Source organism: Dehalogenimonas sp. 4OHTPN, from assembly GCF_040448695.1.
GTDB lineage: Bacteria > Chloroflexota > Dehalococcoidia > Dehalococcoidales > Dehalococcoidaceae > Dehalogenimonas.
In genome coordinates this window covers 1,698,229-1,723,499 of the sequence record NZ_CP159307.1, presented here as the reverse complement: position 1 = coordinate 1,723,499, position 25,271 = coordinate 1,698,229, and the positions used below count along the sequence as shown (strand labels likewise).

Genomic DNA, 25,271 nt, shown 5'->3' with positions numbered 1-25,271 from the left:
AGAAGAATAAGTCTGGTGGTGGTTGAGTGAAGCTGCTGTGTGTTCTGCTGCCCCATTTTCCGCTTCGCTGCGAAGTGCTGCGCCGTCATGACCTTGCCGGACGCGCGGTGGCGGTGGCCTATTCGCTCGGCTCGCGGCGCCGCCTGCTCGATTTCACCCCTGGACTGGAAGGACTGGAACGGGATATGCCCCTGCCGCAGGCACTTTCGCGGCACGGCGGATTGGAGATACTGCACGCTGACATGCCGCATTATTGGCGGATTTGGAACGGGGTGCTGGACGCTCTGGAGAAGGTCAGCCCGCTGGTTGAGGGAACTGTGCTGGGAGAGGCTTACCTTGGCTGCGACGGCCTCGGGTTGCTTTACCCAGATGACGACGCCCTTACCGCTATGGTCAGGGAGGCGGTGCCTCCCGGGTTTGAGGCTGGCATCGGCATCGCCGGGGGGAAATTCCCGGCCTGCCTGGCGGCTGCGACTGGTCCGAGCGGCGGCTGCCGCGCCATCGGCAATGAGACGGATTGGCTCAGGGACCTTTCCTGTGATTTGCTGCCGGTGTCGCCTAAGATCAAGGCCCGGCTGCACGATTTTGGGCTTCATACCATGGGCAAAGTGGCTGAGATTCCGCTGTTTAAGCTGGAGGCCCAATTCGGGCCGGAGGGCCGGCGCCTCGGTGAACTGGCAGCCGGATGCGACAGCACGCCGCTTTGTCCGCGGCAATCGGAGGAAATAATTGAAGAAAGCACCAGCCTGCCTTCCCCTTCGGCATCGCTTGACGTTATTCTCATGGCCGTTGAATCGCTGCTCTATCGCGCTTTCGCCCGCTTCAATCATCAGGGCCTCGGCATGAGAAGCGTTGAATTATGGAGCCGCACCAGCCTCGATGAGCATTGGCAGAAGCTTGTTCATTTCAAGGAGCCGGCCATGAATTGCCGCTCTGCGATGGTGCGGGTCAGGCAGGTCATGGAATGCTGCCTGCAGCCCGGCCCGGTTGAGGAACTGGGCATTAGACTTGTTCGTATCGGCCGGCCGGCGGGACAACAGGACAACATTTTCACCGACGTCAGGTCGGATGAGAAGCTGCTGGATGATATCCGCCAGCTGGAGCTCAAAATGGGCGCGCCGCAGCTTTACAAGATGAAGGAGGTCGAACCGTGGTCCCGGATACCGGAAAGACGCTACGTGCTGACACCATTAGGCCGGTAAACCTGCCGGAACCGGTCGCCGTCGAGGAGGATGCTGCCGGCCGCCCATTGATGGTGGCTCTCGGCCGCCGCCTTCCGGTCGCCGCCATCGAAGACCTCTGGCGGGTGGACGACGAATGGTGGCGGGCGCGGGCGCTGTCCCGGATGTACTATGCTGTCATCCTTGGCAGCGGGCGGCGGGTGACGGTTTTCAAGGACCTGATAGACGGTAAATGGTATCACCAGAGCTACTAATGATGCCGGTCGGCAGGGTTCGGTTTTTACACGATTGCTAATGGAAACCCTTCGTTCTGTAAAACGAATCCCTCGTTGGGTTGAAGTTGGCAGGGGAGGATTCGTTTCCTAAAAATATTTGAGTTCTATGCCTTACGCTGAACTTCATTGCCACAGTTACTATTCTTTCCAAGACGGCGCATCATCGCTGGAGGAGTTGCTTGCCCGATCGAAGGAGCTTGGTTACTCTGCCCTCGCGGTGACGGATCACGACAATCTCTGCGGCGCCATGCGCTTTGCTCACCTGTCTAAATCACTGGAGCTCCCGGGAATCGTCGGCACCGAGCTGACCCTGAGGGGCGGTTACCACCTGACGCTCCTGGCTAAAGACCGGGACGGCTATCGCAACCTGTGCCGCCTTATTACCGCCGCCCGCGAGGCGCCGGATCGTGCCGAACCGGAACTGCCGCCGGAGGTTATCGGCGCTCATGCCGCGGGGCTCATCTGCCTGTCGGGATGCCCAAAAAGCGAATTATCCCGGCTCGCCGCGGCGGGGCGCGTCAACGAGGCGAGGACGCTGGTGCGTCTGTACCTCGACTGGTTCGGCGCTGATAATTACTTTATCGAACTGCAGCACAACCTGGCCTATGGCGACGCCGCCCGCAATAGAGCGCTCCTGGCCATCGCCCGGGAGGCCGGAGCTCAGGTGGTCGCCACCGGAAATGTCCATTACCATATGCAAGAGCGCCACCGCCTGCAGGACTGCCTGGCGGCGGTCAGCGCCTGCAAGAGCCTGGAGGACAGCCATCGGGAACGGCGGCCGAATTCGGAATTCTATCTGCGGCCGGCGGCCCAGATTGAAGGTCTTTTCAGTGGCTGCCCGGAGGCGGTGACTAACACGGTCAAGATAGCTGAACGCTGCCGTTTTGATTTGGCTAGCGATCTGGGCTATACCTTTCCTGACTACTGTCCCCCAGGCGGCCTGAGCCCCGATGATTACCTCGAGCAGTTATGTCTCGAAGCGGCGATCAGGCGTTACGGTGCCGTTACCTCCGAGGTCAGGGCGCGGCTCGACGATGAGTTCCGGCTGATCAAAAAGCACGGGCTGGCCGGCTTCCTGCTGCTCTATCGCGACGTTATCGCACTGGGCCGGCAGGTGATGATTGATCAGGGGCTGTCCGATCCGTCGCAATTTATTGAAGACAATCCCCCGGGACGCGGCCGCGGCTCCTCAGTGGCCTTGCTGATCGGCTACCTGATTGGGCTGTCTCATATTGACCCCCTAAAATACCGGTTGTCGCTGGAACGCTTTTTACCTGAGGATGCGCTGGGCTGCGTGCCGGATATTGATCTGGATTTTCCGCGTCGCATCCGTGAGGAACTCATACTGCGCGTCCACCGGAGGTGGGGCTGGCGCAACGCCGCCCTGGCCGGCACCATTGCCACATACCAGATCAAAGGAGCGGTGCGGGACCTGGGGAAGGCTCTAGGTTTGCCGCTTGAGGAGGTCGCTCGGCTTTCAAAATTCGTCGATTGGGGCAGCGCCCGGAAGCTTGCATCGCAGATGGAGAAGCATCCCGGCTTCCGCCATTTGATTGACCAGCCGGTATGGCGAGACCTGATTTCGCTGGCGGCCGAACTTGACGGTTTCCCTAAATACATGGGACAGCACTCGGGAGGGATGATTATCTCCTCAGGGCCGCTGACCGATATCGTGCCGGTACAGCGCGGCGCTATTGACGGCCGCTATGTGTGCCAGTGGGACAAGGACTCTATCGACGACGCTGGCTTTGTCAAGATCGACTTTCTGGCCCTGGGGGCGCTGTCCCAGATGCAGGAGGCGGTGGAGATCATCAGAGCGCGAACCGGGCAGCGCATCGACATGTCGCGCATCGACTTCGACGATCAGGCCGTTTACGACATGCTGTGCGCCGGCGATACCGTCGGCATCTTCCAGGTGGAGTCCGCCGCTCAGATGCAGACTATCATCCGGCTCAGGCCACGCAATCTGACGGATATGGCTCATGAAGTGGGTGCGGTACGCCCCGGCGTCGGCGTCAACGGAGGGGTCCAGGAATACCTGGCTCGGAGGAGCAAAAAGAAGCCGGTTGTCTTTGACCACGGGCTGGAGAGGCGGGCGCTGGGACGCACCCTGGGGGTTGTCCTGTTTCAGGATCAGGTGAATCAGTTAGCCGTGGATGTCGCCGGCTTTTCCCCGGCGGCGGCCGACCAGCTCAGACGCGCCTTCGGACGCCGCCACAATGAGGCGATGCTGGATCGCTATCATGAAAAGTTCATCTCAGGTGCCGCCAAGCGTGGCGTTGATGAAACTTCCGCCGAAAAAGTGTGGCAAAAATTCAACGGCCAGTATATGTTTCCGGAGTCGCATGCCTTTGCCTTCGGAGTGACCGCCTTTCAGGCGGCCTGGCTGAAACTCTATTACCCGCTGGAGTTCTTTGCTGCTATATTCAACCAGCAGCCTATGGGCTTCTATAACCTCGAGACCTTAAAGGAAGATGCCCGGCGGCACAGCGTGGCGGTGCTCAATCCCGACATCAACCGCAGCGAGGCCCTCAGCGTCGTTGAAAACGATGCCCTCCGGCTGGGTTTGCTTCATGTTGGCGGGGTGGGGGAGTCATCTGCCAGGGCGATCCTCGATGAACGTGCCAGGGGCGGGTATTATGCGGATGTCGGGGATTTCCTGGCGCGCAGCGCCGTGCTTGAGGAAGCGGCGCTGGCGCTGGCGGCCGCGGGGGCCTTTGACGGTCTTGAATCGAACAGGCGTAAGGTAAAATGGGAAGTCGGTCTGAAATACCGGCCGGTAAACTCGCAGCTTTTCCTGCCGCTGCCAGCGGCCCAGGATATGACCGAACTATCGGCTATGACCGCCTGGGAGCAGATGCAGGAGGAATACGGCACCATGGGACTCTTCCCTTCGGGGCATATCATGGCCTGTCTGCGGCCGCGGTTCACTAACCAGGTGGCTACCAGCCGCGATATCGCCCAACTTGTCGATGGGTCGGAGGTTACCGTTGCCGGCATGGTCATCCGGCGTCAGCGCCCGCACCGGAGGGTGGTCTTCATCACTCTGGAGGACGAGTTCGGCCACGTGCCGCTCATGGTTTTTCCGGGAGTCTATGAGCGAGCGGAGCAGAGATTTAAATCCCCTTTCCTGCTGGTCAGAGGCAGGGTGTCGCGGCGGGATGGCGCTCACAATGTGGTGGTGGCAGAGGTCAGGTCATTTTCCGCTCTGGAGAAGGCGCCGCCGTCCAAGGACTGGCATTAGGTTCCGGCTGCGTTTGTCAATGGCATTTTTCGCTGAAACGCGATACAATAGTTTGTTAATCTGCCAGTTTGAGGGGCACCGTTTATGGCTGCAAAGCGTGACTATTATGAAGTGCTGGGAGTGGCTCACGGCGCTTCCGATGAAGATATCAAAAAGGCTTTCCGCAAGCTTGCTTTTCAGTACCATCCGGATCGCAACAAAGAGGCCGATGCAGAGGCTAAGTTTAAAGAGATTAATGAGGCTTATTCAGTGCTTTGCGACGGCAATAAGCGCGCTGCCTACGACCGCTTCGGTCATGCCGGAGCCGCTGGCGGCCCGTTTGGTGGAGGGGCGGGGGGCTTTGAGGACTTTGCCGGTTTCGGAGGTCTGGGGGAAATCTTTGAAACCTTTTTCGGCGGTATGGGCGGGCAGGGGCGCCAATCGCCCAGGCGTGGCACCGATCTTAATTACAGGGTGTCTGTTACGCTGGAGGAGGCTTCTACTGGGATAGAGAAAGAGATCAATATTCAGCGTATAGAAGCTTGTGAAGTGTGCAAGGGCACAGGCGCCAAGGAAGGTTCTTCGCCGACCAAATGTCCCGAATGCGGCGGCCAGGGAAAAGTTTATCAGGTGCAGCGCAGTGTTTTCGGAAGGTTCACCAACGTTGTCACCTGCACCCGTTGCCGCGGCGAAGGTCAAGTCATCAACGACCCCTGTCCCAAGTGCAAGGGGATCGGTCGAGAACGCAATTCACGCACTATCAGCGTCAAGATACCACCGGGCATCGATAACGGCAACCAGATCCGCATTTCCGGGGCGGGCAATCTCGGCGACCGGGGCGGCGGAGCCGGTGACCTGTACGTTACCGTTGCGCTGATGCCGCACAAGCTGTTCCGCAGGGATGGCGATAATATCATATATGAACTACCACTTAATTTTTCCCAGGCGGCGCTGGGTACTGAACTTGACGTTCCGACACTCTTCGGCCCGGCCAAGCTCAAAGTGCCGTCCGGGACACAAACCGGCAAGGTCATCCGCCTGAAGGGCAAAGGCATGCCGCTGCTGAACCGACCATCGGCCCAGGGCGATGAATGGGTGGAGATTAAAGTGGTTACTCCGGAGAAGCTGACGCGGCGCCAAAAGCAGTTGCTGGAAGAGCTCGGCGTTACGCTGGGTACGTCTGTCGAAACGGCTGACGAGGCTGCGAAGTAACAGCCTCTGCGGTATTCGGAGGATATGTCAGAAGGCTATTTCCGGCTTCTTCCGGCGGCGAAAGAGGCTGAACAAGCCCCATTTCCGGCCGGCGAGTTCGTGGGTGGCGGCTGCCGCCATCAACTCCTTAGCCGTGGCCTGAACGTCATCGCCGTGGTAAAGCACCCGGTATAGCCTCTCGGTAATCGGCATCTCGATGCCCAACTGCTGCGCCAGTTTCCAGGCGACGAGGGTCGTCGTCACCCCTTCGGCGATGCCGTTCATGGTTGCTTGGATATGCTCCAGCGATTCGCCCCGGGTCAGGCGTGCGCCGACCTGATGATTCCGCGACAGATTGCTGGAACAGGTAGCGATCAGGTCACCCTGTCCTGCCAGCCCGGCCAGGGTCAGCGGGTTGGCGCCAAGGGCGGTACCGAGGGCGGTGATCTCAGTTAAACCTCTGGTCATTAGGGCTGCCTTTGTATTGTCGCCGTAGCCGAGTCCGTCGACAATACCGGCCCCAAGGGCGATGATGTTTTTTAAGGCTCCACCCAACTCAACCCCGATCATATCGGTGTTGGTGAAGGCGCAGAAATTCGGCACTGTCATGAGCTTAGCGCCGCGTCGGGCCCGCGATTCTTTTTCAGCGGCGATCACTGTCACCGCCGGCCGGCCGGCCAGTATTTCCCATGCCAGGTTCGGACCGGACAGCACGGTGATGTTGTCATGGATATCTTTCCTGGTTTCTTCGGCGATGATCTCTGACATGCGCTTGCCAGTCTCAACCTCGAGGCCTTTGGCGGCGCTGATGATCAGGGTACGCTTGCCGATGTGCGGGGCAATCAACTTCATATTGCGGCGCATCGACTGAGACGGAACAGCTACGATGATGGCGTCAGTGTTCTGGAGAGCCTCTGCGCTATTGGCGGTGACCGAAATGCCTTTAGGCAGAACAAAGCCCTCTGGCAGCCTGGGAGCCCGGAAGACGCTGGCGCTGGTCATAGCCGCTTCGTCCTCGGTGCGGGCTAGTATCCTGAGGTCGACGTCCTTGCGCGCCAGTACCGAGGCGAGAGTAATGCCCCAGGTGGTTGCGCCGACAACGGCGATTCTAGTCATATTTTAACCATCCCGGAGGGGTCGAACTACAGCGCATCTAGTGAGCTTTTTCGTTGATGCGGCGCTCTTTACCGGCGATCAGTCTCTGGATATTGTCGCGGTGCATGAAGATGACGACTGTTGAGCCGATAAGTGAGTAGACCAGGTACTCCATAGGGATGCCGGAGTGAAGCGACAAGGGGATCATCATGGCATAGGCGCCGGCAACGCCGGCTATACTGCCCAGGGAGGCAAATCCGGTCAATCCGACGCTGATTATGAAAACCTCCCCGCCGAAAACGGCCGCCAGAGGATAGAGGGCGATGAAACCCCCGAAGAAGGTGGCCACGCCGCGGCCGCCTTTGAAGTGATTGAAGACCGGAAAGATATGACCGGCAACCGCTGCCAGGGCGGCGGCTACCTGGGCGGCCAGGATGCCCAGGTGATAATCGCCTACCAGGACGTAATCGTGCCCGATTACGGCTCCGGCCAGGAGGACGGCGGCGACTCCTTTCAGTACATCGAGCAAGGCTACGAGGGCTGCCATTTTACGGCCAAGGGTTCGCAGGACGTTGGTGGCGCCGATGCGGCCGCTGCCGAAAGAGGTGATGTCAATCTTAGCCTTGCGGCGAGCGATGAGGTAGCCGAACGGGATGCTGCCGATGAGATAGGCGGCCATGGTCACAAGGACGAGTTCAGTCACCAGCATTGATTATTCACCTCTGGATTTGAACGTGAACTTGATCGGCGTACCTGAGAAACCGAAGACTTCTCTCAGCCGGTTCTCCAGGAAACGCTGAAAAGAGAAATGAACCAGTTTAGGATCGTTAACGAAGAAGACGATCTCAGGCGGACAAACACCCACCTGGGTGGCGTACAACACTTTTAAAAGCTTGCCGCCGGCACTGGGAGGGGAATGTTTGGCCAGCGCCTGGCGGACCAGGCTGTTGAGTTCAGGCGTAGGGATGCGGTGGCTGCGTTGGGCTTGGATGTCGAACGCGGCAGGGATGACGCGGTCAATGCCGTCGCCGGTGCGGGCGGAAAGGTAAAGGCGCTGGGCATAGGGGATAAACTTGAACCGCGCCGCCATATTCCGGTCGAATTCGGTCATATCTTTGTTTTCCAACAGGTCGATCTTGTTGACGACAAGTATGAGACCCCGGTCTTGGTCCCTGGCGTAACCGGCGATATGAGTGTCTTGAGAAGTAGCCGGTTCAATGGCGTCCAATACCACGAGGACGATATCGGCGCGGTCAATGGCGTTCAAAGAGCGGATGACGCTGTACTCTTCGACGCCAGGTTCTACCCGGCCGCGCCGCCTGATTCCAGCGGTGTCTATAAGTACCACAGAACCCTGCGGCGTGTCAATAGCAGTGTCGATTGAGTCCCTGGTTGTCCCAGGAATGGGAGAAACGATAGTCCTCTCCTCCCCCGTCAGGGCGTTCAGTAAAGACGACTTGCCGACGTTGGCTCGACCGGCGATAGCGATGCGCAGGCCGGGTTTCACCGCGACCGCCGCCTCAGGTTCGGGCAGGAGTTCGAAGATCCGGTCCAGCAGGTCTTCGACTCCCCGGCCGTGGTAGGCCGAAATGGGCATCGGTTCACCGAAGCCCAGGGCGTGGAACTCCGCGCCGTGGAGAGCCAGCCTGGGATTGTCCGCCTTGTTGACGGCGATTACCACCGGCTTGCCGGCTCGCCTGATCTCATCAGCGATATCGTAGTCTAGCGGCGCCAGCCCGGACTGAGCGTCGACCAGGAAGACTATCACCGCCGCTTCTTTCATGGCGGCGCGCGCCTGGTCATTGACCGAGCGGGCGATGGCTTCCTGCGGTAAGTTTTCCATGCCGCCGGTGTCCACCAAGATGAAATCGCGGCCGGCGTGATTCATGGGGACGTGCAGCCGGTCCCGGGTGGTGCCTGGCAGGTCCTCGGTGATAGCCGTCCGCTTGCCGGTCAGCCGGTTGAGGAGGGTAGACTTGCCGACATTCTGGCGGCCGACGATAGCAACAGAAGGGAGTAATTTCATCGGGCGTCCGGATACTCCTCTACTGTAGCGCCTCTCCCGAGAGAGGCAAGGAAAAACGCGGCAGCCATCGCGTCATCTGTCTCGGGGCTGCATTGCACTGTTAATCTAAATTCCATGTCGTCAACCCGGCCATGGGAAGCATAAGCCGCCCAGCATATCGGCGAGGAGCGCCTTCTGAACGTGGAGGCGGTTCTCCGCCTGGTCGAAGACGACTGATTGCGGGCTGTCCAGCAGCCCGGCGGCGACCTCCTCGCCGTGATGGGCCGGCAGGCAGTGCATGATGATGGCATCCGGCTTGGCCAGAGAGACCAGCCTTTCGTTCACCTGATAACCTTCGAAAGCCTTGCGGCGCGCCTCGGCGTCAGCCTCCTGGCCCATCGAGGTCCAGGTGTCGGTGTAGATGATGTCGGCGCCGAACGCCGCCTCCCCGGGGTCATCGGTGAAGCTGAATACGCTCTCGCTCCGGGCCGCCAGCTCTAGAGCCCTGTGTACCGCTTCCGCCGGCAGTTCATAACCTTTCGGCGAAGCCATGGTGAACGACAGGCCTACCGAGGCGGCGGCCAGCGCCAGGCTCACCGCCACGTTGTTGCCGTCGCCGATGAAAGCCAGTTTCAGACCGGGGAATTCGCCTTTGTGTTCGAAGATGGTGAGCAGGTCAGCCAGCGCCTGACAGGGATGCTCGGCGTCCGACAGGGCATTCACCACCGGCACGCCAGCCCAGCGGGCCAGTTCCTCGACGGTGGATTGGGCGAAAGTGCGCACGGCGATAGCATCCACGTAGCGCGAAAGCACCCGGGCGACGTCGGCGATGCTCTCCCGCTTGCCCAGGCCGACCTCGGCGGGCGACAGGTAGATGGCCTCGCCGCCGAGCTGCTTCATGGCCAGTTCGAAGCTTAGGCGGGTGCGCAGCGATGGTTTCTCGAAGACGAGGGCCAGCGTCTTGCCGGAGAGAGTCGTCTGCCAGCCCTGGGCTTTCATGGAGGCGGCATCGGACAGAAGCAGCCGAATCTCATGGGGCGCCAGGTCGGTTATGGAGAGCAAGTCTTTAGACTTCATAAGTCACCGTAAAACCATAATGTATAAGTATATCACAGTCTGCCGTACGGCATGGCTTCGAGCCGAGACGCCGGGCATCCGGCACCGGCGATTGGTATTTGTTCATCAGCGAAATAAGTACCTTTGGGGGAAACGAAGCCGAAATCCCGCGATGGGCTGAACGTGCGAAACGATAATCGTCGGATTTGGGAACGAAGGCCGTATTCATCTGCCGCCGGAAAGGCAACCGGCCATTGCTAGCGCGGCACCACCGGTGATGCGTTCCAAACGAAACCGCCTTATGAGCCTGGTGAATCATGCGTCGGGTCAACACTTTAGCCCAATCCTGTCAATACGCCGAATAATCGGCACACTTGTGCTATTCAAGGCGGCTATTATAACACACCGGTTACTCACGGGTGTCAAGGGACTTTTGACGTTTTTGGTGCGATTTTTTTCGGCAGACATCCAGGCGTGGTTGGATAATTAACGAGACATGTTGTCGTTTCGATTCTGTAATTTTATTAGGGAGATTAGCGTTTATTTATTATTCAATTTGTGGTCACATTAACGGAAAATAATCAGTATAAATACGTATTTACAGATATTTCTCGCAGTTTTAAGATGCTGCCAAAAGCAAAGATTGATAAGGAGGTGCCAACAACATTTTGGCATCTGGGAGAGACCAGAAGTTCAGAGCCTTTCACTACTAACCGTAACAGGAGGAAAGATATGTCGATTTTCCATAGCACGATGAGCCGCAGGGAATACATGAAAAGCCTTGGTCTCTTGGGTGCCGGAGTAGGCGGCGCCAGCCTGGTAGCACCAGTTTTTCATGACCTTGATGAGTTGATGGCTTCTGAATCAGCCCAGATTAAACGAGCCTGGTGGATCAAAAATACCGAACACCCGACTGTAGATATCGATTGGAACCTGATGAAACGTCATCATGGTTTCCATAGCACACAATCCGGCGTCATCCTCGCCCGTTACGCTGGCGGTCCGGCGGAGTATCAAGCTATTTTAGCCGCCGGGGATAAAGGGGTTACTGACGGCATTAAAAACAACACCCCTGGTTTAACGTTGAGGGACAACGCTCTTGGAACAGTTGCCAGAGGCCTGGGTTTCACAGCCGCGCGGACTGACAAATTCGCTGACACGCGCCTGGTTGGCGTTAAAACACCGGAGCAATTTGGAGTCCCCAAGTGGCAGGGAACACCGGAGGAGAACTTCCGGATGATGAGGGCGGCGATGGTCTTTTTCGGCGCCTCGCATATTGGCGCATCCGAACTCGATGCCGATCATAAGAAATTGGTTGGTCTGTATGGCGATAACATCGCCGAATCATACTGGCCATTTGGTTCAGCTCCGAAATGGCCGCCCCCGACGACAGTTACACAGCCTATTGAGTTCGCTAATCAGTCTACCTTTTCATTTGATAACGCCACCGGTTTAACAAAGATCCCTTCCAACATCCCGATCTTCAGCATCAGCTACACGATCCCTCAATCGCATGAGATGTTCCGGACGACACCCTCATCGGCGCTTTTTGCCGCAGCCAACATCACCAGGTACCGCCTGCGCGAGAATATGCGTATCTCCACCCAGGGCTTTGTGCGAATGCTTGGCTACCAGATGATGTATGACGAGCCGTACAGAGGCATTCCGAGCATCGCCGGTGCCACGTTGACTGGCCTGGTAGAAAACTCACGCCATACCATCATGGGTATCAGCCCTGAGCACGGCAACACCGTCGGCCTGTACGAAGTATTGACCGACCTGCCGATTGCTCATACTCCCGCGATTGATGCCGGTATCTGGCGCTTCTGCCAGAGTTGCGGTATCTGCGCCAAGCACTGCCCGCCTGAAGCAATCGAGAAGAAGGGCGAAAGCGAACCGTCTTGGGAGACCAGGCCTTCCTCGGTAACTCCGAAATTCGGTCAGATCCCGGGATTGGGCTTTGACACAGAGCCAGAATTCTTCAAAGCCGGCCGCAAGACATACTGGACCGATATGATCAGCTGCCAGCTGTTTGCCCGCGGACTGCCTAACCGCTGCCAGCTATGCTTCGGTGTCTGTGTCTTCAACAACCAGTATGGCGCGATGATCCATGACCTGGTAAGGCAGACTGTTTCGGTAACTTCAATTTTTAACGGCGTCTTTGCCACTGCCGGTGAAACCTTCGGTTATGGCCTGAAAGAAGGAGAGAAGAAAGAAGAATGGTGGGATATGGTGCTGCCTGCTTATGGCTACAGCACCGGCTTCTACTCCAAACACGGCGGCTATAATCGAGAACGGCCTGCTTAGTTCCTTCTTAGGCGAGATAATAAGGGAGAGCCTTTTTGAGGCTCTCCCTTTGTTTTATCACGCAGTCGTTTATTGGCTGGTCTGACCATGCCACAAAAAGATTAATAATTGTTAATCATTACGTGAGAACAATGCATTACCCGTCATCCATCACCTCGAAAGACCCGGCGCTGCCGGGCCTGGGATGGGACAAGCCGACACCCGGTGAGTCAGACTACTGTAAAACAGGCCGGAAAACCTATTGGACCGACATGATCACCTGCGCCGGTTACCGCAAGGCGGTAGATCCTTGCTTGAGGTGTTTCGGTTCTTGCGTATTCAATGGCCCTAAGGGCGCTATGGTTCACGATGTCATCCGGGGTACCGTTGCCAATGTAGGAATCTTCAACGGTTTCTTCGCCACGATGCACGAAGCCTTCGGCTACGGAGTTGTCGAAGGCGAGGCATGATGTGGATTTTTCTGTAGTGTATTTCCGGCCGTTTTCGTCTTCCTCGTCGAGTTGGACTCTGCCTGACACAATGGAGAGGATTTGGAAATGATTTCAGTGGTATTGGATACTACCCCTCCAAAGGATGCCTGGCCGCCTCACCCAGACGATGGTTATAAAAGCATTGCCCGAATAAACCCCCAAGTAGGACTCATAGAATTAGAGTGCTCTGTTGCCGACGCACTCGTGATACTCGCGCCATTTATTGATTATTCTTAAAATCTCATCTGTGCTGTCAGTGATGCGGAGGAGATCAAAATCGCCTTCAGAGATGTATCCAAGCGGATGAACTACATCGCGTAACCATTTCAGCAAGCCTTCCCAGAACGCACTGCCGAACAAGATTACCGGGAAGGGTCTTATTTTTTCTGTCTGCATCAAGGTGAGTAACTCTGTGAGCTCATCCATGGTCCCAAGCCCGCCTGGCATGATAACGAAGGCAGTCGCGTATTTTACCAGCATGACCTTTCTGGTAAAGAAGTGATCAAACAACAAAGACTTAGTAGCATATTCATTATGCGGTTCGCCTGGCAGGGTGATACTGATACCCACTGAACTGACTCCAGCTTTTACCGCCCCTTTATTGGCCGCTTCCATTACCCCTGGTCCGCCGCCAGTGATAATATTGAAGCCATTTTGCCCTAGCTTTAAAGCGATATCCTCAGCCTGTAAATACACAGGATCATCTTGTTTTACTCTTGCAGAGCCAAAGATGGTTACTGCGGGTTCGATACTTTCAAGCCGATCAAAGCCGGTAACAAACTCTCCAATGATCCTGAAAAGACGCCAAGACTCGTCTTTGTTGAGATTATTGATTTCGTAGTAATCGTTGACCATCCGTAAGCTCCCGCTAGTAATCTTGAGTAGTTGGGGTTAAAGGAATCACCTGTAAGTTCAAGAGCCATTATACAAGAGTCTGGTAAAATGCGCCGGGGCTAACTATCCCTAAAACGAGGGAGACCTTGGAGCGGGTATCTAGAGAAATGACCGAGGGGATGGTGAGGCACCTCGGGTGCTATTAGAACCTAGCTCTTCGATGTAAAAACCCTGGTCTCAGTTTAAAGGGCAGGCCAGGACGACTAACTCGAAACAACGTGCCGCGTTATAATGGTTATATGAAGGCATTTCTTTTTTCAATCGTAATTATCGGATTGCTTGTTCCAATAGCGGGTTGCCAGCAATTCGATCGGGAACTGGCGCCAATTGAAAATGTGGAAATTGAAATTTCTGATCCCGATCCCATGTCGCGAGTGAAAGTGAATGTCACTTATGGACTACCGGACGGTTGTTACTCATTTGAGGGCGTTCGTGTGGTAGAGATCAGCGATGGCTTTGATATCGGCATCTGGCTCAAAAAACCGAAAAGCGCCCAGGCATGTACGGAAATATATCGAACCGAATCTACCTCCATCGAACTTGGCCGGTCATTTCAACCGGGACAGAATATAACTATTCGTGTCAACGGCGTAGAGCGCCGCATCACAATTCCAGATCAGAGTTCCAATCAGGGAGATGTCTTGGTCAAGCCGGCACCAATTGTAAGTGCCAAAGTGCGCATTGCTGAGTCATTCCCTCCTCAGGTATTTGTCGATATTAAGGGAGTTTTGACCGATGGCTGTACGACTTTAAAAGGGACGGACGTTCAGCGGCAAGGCAACTTGATTGATATTGCTGTCACCACTCAGAGGCCGAGAGACGCTGTCTGCATCCAGATTGTTTCGTATTTCGATGTTGCCATCCCCCTCGGATCAAATTTTATTGCCGGGCAGCAATACACACTGCGGGTTAACGGGCAGAGTCAGCAGTTTACCGTTGACTCAGGCGCCAGTACAGTCCCGACGGCACCGGACCGCGACACGCCGATACCCCCTACGCGATAGAATCAGAGCTGAGTTGTCTCAGGGCCGTCCTCCTCTTAGAGAGTCGAACTCTGCGTGAAACAAACGTTAGGCGACTTGACTCTTTTCTCTGCGTTCAAGACGTACACTTGACTGCGGTTACTTAAATACTATCCCAAAGTCGAGGTATAATCTGGTCTTTTGCCTGATGCCGTCTCCCAAGGTTCGGATTATAGTAACGGGCAAACAAAAATGGAAGCTGCCGGCGGCGGATTCGATGACAATCGGAGACGAGGTGAACGGTTGGCCAGCCGGGAAGAACGACCTCAGCCGCGCCGGGACGTAAATGTAGTTATCCTTGATGTAGACGGGTTGGAGAGTGATATCGATGGTGTTTGCCGTTATTCACCTCGTGTGAGAATTATGGATTCCCCGCCTGCGCGGGGAATGACAAAAGAGCATTAACTTAGCCTGACGGCGAGGTAGTCCAGGATTTTTTCGGCGACGGCGCGTTTGGGCATAAGGGGCAGATCCTCGGCATGGCCGTCCTTGAAGAGGAGGGTCACCATGTTGGTCTCGGCGCCGAAGCTGGAATCGGGGGCGGTCACGTCGTTGGCGACGATGAGGTCGAGGTTTTTTCCCGCCAGCTTCTTTTTGGCGTTCCCGATCAGGTCGACGGTCTCGGCGGCGAAACCGACGCGGACGAAATCGCCTTTAACCTCGGAGAGGATGTCAGGCGTCGGCTCCAGCTTGAGGTCGAGCGAGGTGGCGCCTTTCTTGATTTTATCACCCGCAACCGTCGAAGGCCGGAAATCGGCTACAGCTGCGGCCATTATGAGGGCATCGGCGCCCTTGACGGCGTCCCGGACGGCTTCAAGCATCTGGGCGGCGGTCTCGACGCGGATAACGCTCAGGCCGGACGAATCGGGCATATCGACCGTGGAGACGAGTCTTACCGAGGCGCCGCGGTCGCGGGCGGCGGCGGCCAGGGCGTAACCCATCTTGCCCGAGGAGCGGTTGCCGACGTAGCGGACGGGGTCGAGCGGCTCCCGGGTGCCGCCGGCGGTGACGACGATTGACCGGCCGGCAAGGTCATTTTTCCGATTAAGAACGGCATCGAGCGCCGCGAGGATTACCTCGGCGGCAGCCAATCTGCCTTTGCCCTCGGCGCCGCAGGCCAGACGGCCGGATTCGGGTTCGACGAAGGTGAAGCCCCTGGACTTCAGCGCCGCGATATTGGCCTGGGTGGCCGCGTTCTCATACATGTTGCAGTTCATGGCCGGGGCGATGATGACCGGCGCCCTGGTTGCCAGTACGGTCGAAGACAGAATATCGTCCGCCAGGCCGCAGGCTAGTCTGGCGATGGTGTTGGCGGTAGCCGGGGCGATGAGGACAGCGTCAGCGGCATCGGCCAGGGAGACATGCTCGATGGAGAACTTATTGGCGTCCTGCCACATCGAAGTCACCGGCTGACGGTTGGTCAGGGCCCGCAGAGTGAGGGGGGCGATGAACTTTTGGGCCGATTCGGTCATGATGACTTCAACCGCCGCGCCGGCCTGGACCAGCCTGGAAGCCAGGTCGGCGGCCTTATAGGCGGCTACCGAGCCGGTGATGCCCAGAACGATGGTCTTTTCTTTGAACATAGTTTAGATTACAGACTCCTGAACCTCCCGCCCCCCCACCGAGCAAAAGGAAAGTCAGGCGGTCAGCCGTGGAAAACGCCGCCGACAATGAAACTGAAGATGATGACCATGATCACCGCCAGGTCAATATTGGTGGCGCCGCCTTCCGGCCGTTTCATGGCCCGGACGGCAAACACCGCCAGCACCAGCATGCCAGCGGCGGCGATCAGGGCGACGGCGGTGACGGCTGAGGGACTGAGATCGGTCAGGTTGGCGATCAGGGCGACGATCATGCCGATGATAATGGCGGTCAGGCCGATGCCCTGCTGGGTTGCCGACGCCGTCCTTTTCATGACCCGGAGTAATCCCCAGGCGATGGACAGCACGGCGGCGGCCAAAGTGATGATCATCCTGCCTCCAATTCCGGAGTAAGCGATATTAAAATACTACAAATCTCGGAATTGTCAAATCAGCGTCAGGAATTGATGATGCTGCCGGCGACCAATAAGGCTCCTGACACCAGGCCGAGGACCCCGCCCAGCCTGGCTTGAAGCGCGCCAGTCCTGAGGCTGTTCATCAGGTTGAAGGCGCCGAACGCCAGCGTCACCGACGCGGCCAGCCAGGTGACGACCCTGACACCGGTATTCTCCGTCCCGTATTGGGAGACGGTGAAGATGACGGCGGCGCCAGCGGTTGCCAGGAATAAGCCTTCGACAACCCAAAAACGCGAGACCGTCGGGCGTCTCAGGAAAAAATGGGCCATACCCCAGGCTACGGCGATGAGGCCCCCGGCCAGAAAGAGGTAGTCGTCAATAATAAGAATCAAAGTGAAATCCCAACCCTTATATTTTTCTCGCCGTTCGCAGTATTCTGAAAAAGCCGCATCGGCCTGCGCCCAACCTGAAACGCGTCAAGCCCGGTTCATGTAATAGATCAGCCGCAGGCCGTACAGAGTGAGGTCAGGGGCGACGGCGTCGAAGATGCCCGTTTCGGCGGCGAGGAGGCCGGCGTAGCCGCCGGTGGCGATGACCAGGGCTTTGGACGGCAGTTCGGCCTGAATGCGGCTTACAATGCTTTCCACCAGCCCGAGGTAGCCGAAGACCATGCCGGACTGCATCGCTTTCACAGTGGAGGTGCCGATGGCCCGCTCCGGCCGCTGAAGCTCAATGCGCGGCAGCATCGAGGTCCGGGCGGTCAGGGCTTCGGCGGCGATGCCGATGCCCGGGGCGATGGCGCCGCCGATAAACTCGCCGCTGGCCGAAACGGTGTCGAAGGTGGTGCCGGTGCCCAGGTCGACGACGATGCAGGCGGTTTTATAAAGCTGGAAAGCGGCGGCGGCGTTGACGATGCGGTCGGCGCCGACTTCCCGCGGGTTGTCCATTCGGATCTTGACGCCGGTCCGGGTGCCGGTGCCGATGGTCAGAGGTTCGGTATGGAAATATTTGTTACAGAGTTCCTCAAAAGCGCCGGTCAGCGGCGGGACTACCGAACAGACGGCGACCTTATCAACCGATTTGGGGTCGATGCCGTTAAGCTGCAGCAGGTGGAGCAGCAGCGAGGCGTATTCATCCGGCAATTTCTGCAGCACGGTGGCCACCCTCAGGCTGGCGGCCAGCCGGTCGCCGTCAAACACCCCGAGCGAAATAGTGGTGTTGCCTATGTCAATGACAAGCAGCATGGTCGTGCTCCTTGAGCGCTTTGAATGACCGGGGGATGTGGGGCAGCAGGTCCGAGGCGACGGCGCCGCAGTCACCCAGCGCGGCGCGGACCGACTCAGCGGCCATGGCATGGATGTATACCCCGGCGCGGGCGGCATCGAACGGCGCCAGCCCCTGGGCCAGCAGCCCGCCGATGATGCCTGTCAGGACATCGCCGGTGCCGGCGGTGGCTAAAGCGGGGTTGGCGTTGGGAGCCACCGCCACCCGGCCGTCGGGTGAAGCGATGACGGTATGAGCCCCTTTCAGGACGACGACCTGCCGCCACAGCCCGGCGCAGCGGCGCGCCAGCTCGATCCGGTCGCTTTGCACCCGGGCGGCGGCCAGCCCGGCCAGGCGGGCCATTTCGCCCGGATGGGGGGTAAGCACGGCCGGGAAATCCACTTTCTGCCACCACTCGGATTCCAGCGACAATATATTTAAGGCGTCGGCGTCCAGGACGGCGGCGAAGCGTAAAGCGCGGTTTTCAGGCCGGGACAGCGCCGCCAGCAGGGCACGGGTAAAAGCGGCGGCAGATAGCGACTGCCCCAGGCCGGGCCCGATGACGGCGGCGGGGAATTCTTTCAACCGGCCGGCGATCAATTCTTCAGCGCCTGGCGCCAGGCCGCCATCCGCTGTCTGCGGCAGGATTAGGTGAGTGGTTTCGGTCAGCCGGGAAGCCAGGACGGGGTACAGGCTTTTACCGGCGGCCAGAGTTACCAGGCCGGCGCCAGCCCGGCCGGCCGCCTGGCAGGCCAGGACGGCAGCGCCGGCATACTCCGGCGAACCGGCGGCCACCAGCACTTTACCGAAGGTGCCTTTGTGGGCATCGGCCGGCCGGTCGGGGAGTAGATCAAGAATCAGATGCTCGTCGAGGACTTCAGTATTGAGGGCGGCGCCGGATTCTTCCGGCAGCCCGATATCGGCGACCAGAACCTCGCCGGTGTAACCGGCGCCGGGAAACAGGAAGAAACCGCGCTTGGCGTATCCCAGGGTGATAGTGAAATCCGCCCGGACAGCCGACGGGTCAATAGCTCCGGTGTCGGCATCGAGGCCGGACGGCAGGTCGAGGGCGACGACGGTTATCTCCGGGCGGCGGGCGCAGGCTTCCGCGACCAGCGCCAGAGCGGCCGCCGGGGCGCCGCTGATGCTTCTGCCCAGCCCGGTGCCGAAAACGGCATCCAGGACAACATCCGCTTCCTCAAGAGCGGCTCTCAAGCGCTCGAAGCCAACATCATAACGGGCTTCAAGCGGCGACAGGCCGGCGGTCACGGCCTCCCGCAGGACAATGTCGTCCGAGCCGCGGGGAGACAGCAGGTAAATATCGGTCAGAACGCCGGCGGTTTTTAGATGGCGAGCGGCGACCAGACCGTCGCCGCCGTTGTTGCCCGGACCGACCAGGACGACGACCCGTTTGCCGGCGGCAGGCTCGAAAAGCGCGGCGATCTTATCGGCCGCTTCCCGGCCGGCGCGCTGCATCAGTTCGGCTGCGGAGACACCCCCGGCGGCGGCCTCCTGTTCAAGCCGGCGCATTTCGGCGGCGGTGACGAGTTTCATGGGATGAGTGTAACAGCGCCAAAGTCGGCGGTCAACGCCCGCGTCTAGACCGAGAGCGTCAGCCCCTCGTGAGCGAGATAGACGGGCGAGCCCAGCTCAGCGGAGAGGCGTTCAATCTCAGCGGCTATTTCGGCCTCGCCGTGGGGGTTCATGTGTACGCAAACCACGGGGGGCAAATGACCTTTCAGCTTTTTGAAGGCTTCGAGCTCAGCGGCCAGGGTCTCCGGGGTCAGGTGCTGATTCCGGGCGGCAAAAAAGGCGGTATAGCGCGAGGGCGCGGTGACGTCGATGGCCATGAGGTGAGGGTCAATATCGCCGAAACATGCGGAAAGGCCGGCTCCGGTGTCGCCGGAATAAAAGAACCTGCGCCCGGAAGCGTCGGTCAGCTGGTAGCCGAGCACCGGCACCGGGTGCGGTAAAGCTACCGGCAGGATTTCATAATCACCCAGCTGGAAAGAGGTTCCGGGTTCGACGACATGATACCGAAGCGTCGGGCTGCCCTCCGGATGGTCAAAAAAACGGGAATAAATGCCGCCGTTCAGGACGTGCTCCGCCAGGGCGCGCCGGGCGTCATCAGACCCATAGACGTCCACGCTCCGGCCGTTGAGGAAGAGGTTCATGCCGAGCATCGGGATGTCCCGGAAGTGGTCGTAGTGGCCGTGGGTCAGGAGCACCGCCTGGATGCCGAACTGGGCATCAAGCGGCAGGTTGCGGGTCAGGGCGCCGGCGTCAAGCACGATCCGGCTGTCAACGAGCAGGCACATCATGCCGGCGGCGTCGGTCTCGCAGTTGTGGGCACCCAGGAAGCGCACTTTCAACGCCGGGCTTCCTTCAGGGTGAAGGGATTGAGGCTGATACCGGCGTCGTAGACGTCAATTTTCTCCGCGCCTTTCAGGTAATTGACCACGGCGTAGGTCAGCGGTGTCGCCGCCACCTCGATAAGCGTCTTGGCCGCCCAGTGGTAAAGAATGAAAACAGGGGCGAAAGCCGGGGTGCCGATGAAGGCGATGGTGATGAAGACCATCGAATCCAGCCCTTCGCCGACGACGGTCGAGCCGATAGTGCGGCTCCACAGGTGCCGGCCGCGGGTTAAGAGCTTCATCTTCGACATGACGGCGGCGTTGGCGAAGCTGCCGATAAGATAACCGGAAAACGAAGCCAGCAGCAGGCGAGGGGTATAGCCCAGTATCGCCTCATAAGCCGCCTGTCCCTGCCAGAACGAGGCGCCCGGCAGCAAGCCACCGAGCCAGGCGAATCCGACGAAGATAAGGTTACATAAAAAACCGAGCCAGATTACCCGGCGGGCCCAGGCGAAGCCGTAGACTTCAGTCAGGACATCGCCGATGAGATAAGACAGGGGGAAGACCAGAATGGCGGCTGGCAGAACGATGTCCGCCCCGACGGAGATGAGTTTGACGGCGATGATATTAGCGGTGATGAGGCAGGTGACGAACAGGGCGGCCACCACGATAAGGCGCTGGGAAACGTGCAAAGGATTCTTTCCTTTCAGGGTTCAGATGATCTTAAGCCAGCGCAGGACGGCGGCGGTGATGGTAGTCGCCGCCAGGGTCAGCAGGCCGACGATGATGATGGTGTGCTCCGTGTGCTGGAACGGCAGGTCGATGTTCATGCCGTAAATGCTGGCGACAAGCAGGGTCGGCAGAGAGATGGTAGCGAATATGGTGAGGATGCGGATGCCTTCGTTGTAGTTGTTGATAGACATAGAATCGAAGGTTGAAGACAGCCCTTCGATGACTTCTTTGGTTTCGTCAAGACCGTCCCAGATTTTATCCACATGGTCTATAAGGTCGCCGAAGTAGACGTTCAGGTCGGTGTCGATATAACGCTTGATCTTGGGTTCCAGGCCGGCGATGACCGCCCGCATCGGCCAAATGGTGCGGCGGAAGGTGATGATGTCGCGGCGCAGCATGGAGATGTCGCGTACCGTGCCGCTGCGGCGCCGGCGGGCGAATATCTCGTCCTCGATGGCGTCCATGCTGTCCAGGATTTTATTGACGATAGGCTGGCAGTAGTCCACCAGGCGGTCCACGATGCGATAGAGGAGGTAGCCGGGCCCGTGGCGCATGTATTCCTTGCGGGATTCCTCGTCCAGTTCGCACTCCCTGAAGAGCTTCATCAACGGTTTCAGGTTGCCGGAGTGGAGGGTGATGAGGTAGCCCTGGCCGATGAAGACCGAAAGCTGTGAGGGCATCAGCAGGCGTTCAGCTTTGTTGTAAGCCGGGAAATGGAAAACGAAAAAGAGATAGTCCTTGTATTCATCTATTTTGGGGCGCTGGCGCTTGGACAGGACATCATCCAGGTCCAGCGGGTGAAAAGAGAAATTCTGCGACAAATGCAGGGTTTCGGTCTCGGTGGGGCGCTCGACGTCGTACCATACCAGGCCGCCGAACTCGACGCTTTCCATGCGGAGCTTTGGGATTTTTGAGTTCTGAACAACCGCCATGGGCCTACTGCCTTACTCCAGTTTTGGGGCTAATTGTAGCACAAACTACCAGCCGGAGAGTACACATTCGCTATGTCGGACGCTAAGCCAATATAAGCCTGAGGCCGGTCAGCGCCAGGGCGACGGCCAGCAGCCGGATGAGGACGCTGCCGCGCAATCTCCGGGATAACCGGGCGCCGATCTGAGACCCGAAGATCACGCCGGCCGCCAGCCAGATGATGATGCTCCAGTCATCGCCGTACCGCCCAGCGCTCAGGTGAATCAGGCTGCCCGCCAGGGCGGTGAAGACCAGGATAAAGCTGGAGGTGGCGGTAGCGACATGGGCGGGAAAGCGCAGGATGTGGGTCATCACCGGGACATGGATGATGCCCCCGCCGATGCCGAGCAGACCGGCCAAATACCCGGCAGCCGCGCTCAACGAAAAACCGAGCGGACGGTTGTACCGGCGGCGGCCGCCGGCATCCGACGGCAGGCTTTCAGGGTGCGGTTTCAGGATCAGGACGGCGGAGATAAGCAGCATCACCAGGCCGAAAATGAGGCTGAACGACGGCCGGCTTACCTGGTGCAGTGTCCAGATGCCGAGCAGCAGTCCCGGAAGGGTACCGGCGGCGAAGAGCAGGCCGGTTTTATAGTCAACGCGTTTCTGCCGGCCGTAAGCGTAGGCGGCGCCGAGACCGTTGATGAGGACGACGGCCAGCGATACGGCGGTGATGACCAGCGGGTCGGCATCGGGGTACAGGAACAGCAGGGCTGGCACCAGCACCAGAGCGCCGCCGACGCCGATAAGCGTCCCGTAGGCGCCGACCAGCAGGCCGAGCGCGGCCAGGACGAAAGGCAGCAGGCCGCCGCCATCCAGTATCGATTCTCCCATAAGGCTGGAGACAGTATAGAACGGGGTTACCCGGTTTGACCAGACGGATCCGGGATAACCTCGATAACGGCTTTACCGCTGACGATGACCTTGGCGCTCGACGATTGTGGATAGTGTGTAAAAGTGAAATAGGCAGTCCTAAATATCATCATATATGATGAGCAAATAACTTAATATGTTGACAATAATTCCATATAGTGCTAATATTCTCCACGATCAGTGTTAGAAGGAGAAAGGGAATGACACCAACCAAGCAAGGTAAATACGAGTTCAGTGGCGACGCCCTGGTCGAGATTCGTAAAGGGCTAGGAATCACGCAGACAAAGATGGCTGAGATGCTCGATGTACCTCCGAACACACTCTCTCGTTGGGAGACAGGAGTCACGGTACCGGATGCAGAATCATTGGCTTCTATATACTCGCTAGCTAAAGAAAAAGGAATTTCACCGATCTTTTTCAACCTGAGGAGGATACCCCTGAACGTAACAGCGGGGAGTACGAGCACAAATCCAATTGTTGATCCCCTATCGTGTTTTGAAGCTTTACATGCGTATCTGACCACTCAAATCGAGATTCTCGGTGTAGAGTCCGAACCAACTATCAAAATTCAGATTACCAACTCAGCGCCTGAGGAATCAAAGAAACCACGTGTTGTTTTCACCGGGGTCGGATTATCCATCGCAATTACGGGCAGCGATGGGGCTTCAATCTATCGTCCTTCAAGCCCGAAAGTTCGAATAAAGAGAATCCCCGAAACTTTTAAGGATCATACCCCTTCATCGGTTGAAACCCCTTGGCAGAACGATTCAAAAAGAAGGGGACTTTTAAACAAAACATTTACCCGAACGGATAAAGTAATTTTCCCAGACATTACGCCGAGAGAAAGCGAATATGGGGAAGTACTTTTCCCCGGGCAATCATTAATTTATGAACTCGATATTGATCCCATGAGCTTGCCTTATCTTGAATTCAAAACCGAAGGCACGATCTCCCGGCGTTATCTATTCCATTACCAGGATACCTTTACCATGCCTGAGGAGGTTATAAAACCGGTCGTCGTGAATGCCCTAAGAGACCTCAATTCAATTGATCTGTACGGAATATTACATTCTTTACTCTCCTCGATGCCAAAGTTCAATACCGAGACTAGATTGGTTGAGGTTCAAACTTTCGCACAGAGTTTCCCAACTGCTGTCGCCAAGTTGAAAGCGACGCAAGAAGATCTCCAAAAGCTCTGGTATTTGCATAAACTCTCGATCTTCCGAGCACAAATCAGGGCAAGCTTTATTTTCCTCGGGGAGATCATCACAAGGTTGGATTCGATGAAAAAAGCGATCGAGTCGAACGTAACTGATAGAGTTTCCGCTGATACGAGTTCACTGCTTGCTCTAAAAGCTTTGGCGACCAAACTCGATAGTGAAACGCAGGACCTTATGAAAAGCTACAATATTACTAGCGAGGAGGTTGATCATAAGCCGTTGCCATGGAATGACTCCATCGTATAAATCAACCGAAAAATGGTCGTTAACCAAATTGCTGATGTTACCGGTACTCGTAAAAGCCCTTGCCGGACTTGCGCCCCAGCCAGCCGGCAGTGACCATCTTCTTTAGAAGGGGCGGCGCGGCGTACTGCGGCTCCTTGGACTCCTCGTACATGATATTGGCGATGAAGAGGAGCGCATCGAGGCCAATGTAATCCGCCACCTGCAGCGGACCCATGGGGTAATTCAGGCCTGCCTTAATAGCGGTATCGATATCCTCGCGGGCGGCCTGGCCGCGGTCCAGCATGCGGATAGCGTTCAACAGGTATGGAATCAGCAGGGTGTTGACGATATAGCCGGGAGCGTCGCGGGCGACGATGATGGTCTTGCCCAGGCTTTCGCCGAAGGCCTTGCCGGCCGCCAGCGTCTCGTCGGAGGTGGCGATGGTCTTGACCACCTCCAGCAGCGGCATCAGGGGCGCCGGGTTGAAGAAATGCAGGCCGAGGACCTGATTGGGGCGCCGCGTCGCCATGGCCAGGTCAATGATCGACAGCGACGAGGTGTTGGTGGCCAGGATGGCATCGGGGCGGCAGACGGCATCCATCTCGGCAAAGATGCTTTTTTTGAGTTCCATGTTCTCGACGGCGCTTTCGATGACCAGGTCGCAGTCGCCCAAGGCAGTCATGGTATCGGCGGTGGCGATGCGCGCAAGGACAGCCTGGCGCTCATCGGCGGTGATCTTCTCTTTTTCCACCAGCCGGGAGAGGTGTTTTTCAATGGTGGCCAAAGCTTTTTTCATCCGTTCGGGGCTGCGGCTGAAACCGACAACCTGGTAGCCGGACTGGGCGCAGAGCTGGACGATGCCGGCACCCATGACCCCGGTGAAACCAACCACGCCCACTTTTTTGATTGGCATTTATTCT

23 protein-coding genes are annotated in these 25,271 nt (G+C 57.8%); 8 read left to right on the top strand and 15 right to left on the bottom strand.

What is annotated here, in order from left to right; translation table 11 throughout:
* Positions 1 to 26 precede the first annotated feature (26 nt).
* The 4 genes from ABV300_RS09010 (at position 27) to dnaJ (ending at position 5,891) form a co-directional block, all read left to right on the top strand.
* Positions 27 to 1,202 (top strand): hypothetical protein, encoded by a 1,176-nt coding sequence (locus tag ABV300_RS09010; protein ID WP_353714512.1) that lies wholly within the window; start codon positions 27 to 29, stop codon positions 1,200 to 1,202.
* Positions 1,151 to 1,435: a hypothetical protein gene (locus ABV300_RS09005; protein WP_353714511.1), complete on the top strand. Its 285-nt coding sequence runs from the start codon at positions 1,151 to 1,153 to the stop codon at positions 1,433 to 1,435. The genes ABV300_RS09010 and ABV300_RS09005 overlap by 52 nt, the downstream gene beginning before the upstream one ends.
* A 127-nt stretch (positions 1,436 to 1,562) precedes the next feature.
* On the top strand, positions 1,563 to 4,700 hold the full coding sequence (gene dnaE, locus ABV300_RS09000) for a DNA polymerase III subunit alpha (protein WP_353714510.1): 3,138 nt from the start codon (positions 1,563 to 1,565) through the stop codon (positions 4,698 to 4,700).
* An 84-nt stretch (positions 4,701 to 4,784) separates the two neighbouring features.
* Positions 4,785 to 5,891: a molecular chaperone DnaJ gene (gene dnaJ / locus ABV300_RS08995; RefSeq protein WP_353714509.1), complete on the top strand. Its 1,107-nt coding sequence runs from the start codon at positions 4,785 to 4,787 to the stop codon at positions 5,889 to 5,891.
* Positions 5,892 to 5,918: 27 nt separating this feature from the next.
* Here dnaJ and ABV300_RS08990 read toward each other — a convergent pair whose 3' ends face one another.
* The 4 genes from ABV300_RS08990 to argF form a co-directional block, all read right to left on the bottom strand.
* Positions 5,919 to 6,986 (bottom strand): NAD(P)H-dependent glycerol-3-phosphate dehydrogenase, encoded by a 1,068-nt coding sequence (locus tag ABV300_RS08990; RefSeq protein WP_353714508.1) that lies wholly within the window; start codon positions 6,984 to 6,986, stop codon positions 5,919 to 5,921.
* 37 nt (positions 6,987 to 7,023) lie between these two features.
* On the bottom strand, positions 7,024 to 7,674 hold the full coding sequence (gene plsY / locus ABV300_RS08985) for a glycerol-3-phosphate 1-O-acyltransferase PlsY (protein ID WP_058438945.1): 651 nt from the start codon (positions 7,672 to 7,674) through the stop codon (positions 7,024 to 7,026).
* Between the two features lie 3 nt (positions 7,675 to 7,677).
* Positions 7,678 to 8,991 carry a ribosome biogenesis GTPase Der gene (der, locus tag ABV300_RS08980; RefSeq protein WP_353714507.1) on the bottom strand — a complete coding sequence of 438 codons (1,314 nt, stop codon included), beginning with the start codon at positions 8,989 to 8,991 and terminating at the stop codon, positions 7,678 to 7,680.
* Positions 8,992 to 9,111: 120 nt separating this feature from the next.
* A complete protein-coding gene (gene argF, locus ABV300_RS08975; protein WP_353714506.1) occupies positions 9,112 to 10,047 on the bottom strand; it encodes an ornithine carbamoyltransferase in 936 nt (311 codons plus the stop codon).
* A gap of 711 nt (positions 10,048 to 10,758) precedes the next feature.
* Between argF and ABV300_RS08970 the strand changes: the two genes are divergently transcribed.
* On the top strand, positions 10,759 to 12,333 hold the full coding sequence (locus ABV300_RS08970) for a reductive dehalogenase (protein ID WP_353714505.1): 1,575 nt from the start codon (positions 10,759 to 10,761) through the stop codon (positions 12,331 to 12,333).
* Between the two features lie 131 nt (positions 12,334 to 12,464).
* Positions 12,465 to 12,782 (top strand): hypothetical protein, encoded by a 318-nt coding sequence (locus ABV300_RS08965; protein ID WP_353714504.1) that lies wholly within the window; start codon positions 12,465 to 12,467, stop codon positions 12,780 to 12,782.
* A gap of 198 nt (positions 12,783 to 12,980) precedes the next feature.
* Here ABV300_RS08965 and ABV300_RS08960 read toward each other — a convergent pair whose 3' ends face one another.
* Complete coding sequence (locus ABV300_RS08960) at positions 12,981 to 13,658, bottom strand: TIGR00730 family Rossman fold protein (RefSeq protein WP_353714503.1); 678 nt, start codon at positions 13,656 to 13,658, stop codon at positions 12,981 to 12,983.
* Positions 13,659 to 13,936: 278 nt separating this feature from the next.
* On the opposite strand from ABV300_RS08960, the gene ABV300_RS08955 reads away from it, so the two are divergent.
* On the top strand, positions 13,937 to 14,701 hold the full coding sequence (locus tag ABV300_RS08955) for a hypothetical protein (RefSeq protein ID WP_353714502.1): 765 nt from the start codon (positions 13,937 to 13,939) through the stop codon (positions 14,699 to 14,701).
* 419 nt (positions 14,702 to 15,120) lie between these two features.
* On the opposite strand, the gene coaBC is transcribed toward ABV300_RS08955, so the two are convergent.
* From coaBC to ABV300_RS08910, 9 genes are all read right to left on the bottom strand, one after another.
* On the bottom strand, positions 15,121 to 16,302 hold the full coding sequence (coaBC, locus tag ABV300_RS08950) for a bifunctional phosphopantothenoylcysteine decarboxylase/phosphopantothenate--cysteine ligase CoaBC (protein WP_353714501.1): 1,182 nt from the start codon (positions 16,300 to 16,302) through the stop codon (positions 15,121 to 15,123).
* 62 nt (positions 16,303 to 16,364) lie between these two features.
* A complete protein-coding gene (locus ABV300_RS08945; RefSeq protein WP_353714500.1) occupies positions 16,365 to 16,691 on the bottom strand; it encodes a hypothetical protein in 327 nt (108 codons plus the stop codon).
* 65 nt (positions 16,692 to 16,756) lie between these two features.
* Positions 16,757 to 17,107, bottom strand: coding sequence for a hypothetical protein (locus ABV300_RS08940; protein ID WP_353714499.1), 351 nt, complete (start codon positions 17,105 to 17,107; stop codon positions 16,757 to 16,759).
* Between the two features lie 84 nt (positions 17,108 to 17,191).
* Entirely contained in the window at positions 17,192 to 17,959 is a 768-nt protein-coding gene (locus ABV300_RS08935; protein ID WP_353714498.1) for a type III pantothenate kinase, read from the bottom strand.
* Complete coding sequence (locus ABV300_RS08930) at positions 17,943 to 19,532, bottom strand: NAD(P)H-hydrate dehydratase (protein ID WP_353714497.1); 1,590 nt, start codon at positions 19,530 to 19,532, stop codon at positions 17,943 to 17,945. Before ABV300_RS08930 ends, ABV300_RS08935 begins: the two co-directional genes overlap by 17 nt.
* Positions 19,533 to 19,576: 44 nt before the next feature.
* Positions 19,577 to 20,344: an MBL fold metallo-hydrolase gene (locus ABV300_RS08925; RefSeq protein ID WP_353715392.1), complete on the bottom strand. Its 768-nt coding sequence runs from the start codon at positions 20,342 to 20,344 to the stop codon at positions 19,577 to 19,579.
* Positions 20,345 to 20,346: 2 nt separating this feature from the next.
* Entirely contained in the window at positions 20,347 to 21,024 is a 678-nt protein-coding gene (locus tag ABV300_RS08920; protein ID WP_353714496.1) for a queuosine precursor transporter, read from the bottom strand.
* A gap of 21 nt (positions 21,025 to 21,045) precedes the next feature.
* Positions 21,046 to 21,996 carry a magnesium transporter CorA family protein gene (locus ABV300_RS08915; protein ID WP_353714495.1) on the bottom strand — a complete coding sequence of 317 codons (951 nt, stop codon included), beginning with the start codon at positions 21,994 to 21,996 and terminating at the stop codon, positions 21,046 to 21,048.
* Positions 21,997 to 22,078: 82 nt separating this feature from the next.
* Positions 22,079 to 22,867 (bottom strand): sulfite exporter TauE/SafE family protein, encoded by a 789-nt coding sequence (locus tag ABV300_RS08910; RefSeq protein ID WP_353714494.1) that lies wholly within the window; start codon positions 22,865 to 22,867, stop codon positions 22,079 to 22,081.
* A 239-nt stretch (positions 22,868 to 23,106) separates the two neighbouring features.
* Between ABV300_RS08910 and ABV300_RS08905 the strand changes: the two genes are divergently transcribed.
* Positions 23,107 to 24,372, top strand: a complete 1,266-nt coding sequence (locus ABV300_RS08905) for a helix-turn-helix transcriptional regulator (protein WP_353714493.1) — start codon at positions 23,107 to 23,109, stop codon at positions 24,370 to 24,372.
* Between the two features lie 37 nt (positions 24,373 to 24,409).
* Here ABV300_RS08905 and ABV300_RS08900 read toward each other — a convergent pair whose 3' ends face one another.
* Positions 24,410 to 25,258 carry a 3-hydroxybutyryl-CoA dehydrogenase gene (locus ABV300_RS08900; RefSeq protein WP_353715391.1) on the bottom strand — a complete coding sequence of 283 codons (849 nt, stop codon included), beginning with the start codon at positions 25,256 to 25,258 and terminating at the stop codon, positions 24,410 to 24,412.
* Between the last annotated feature and the right edge of the window lie 13 nt (positions 25,259 to 25,271).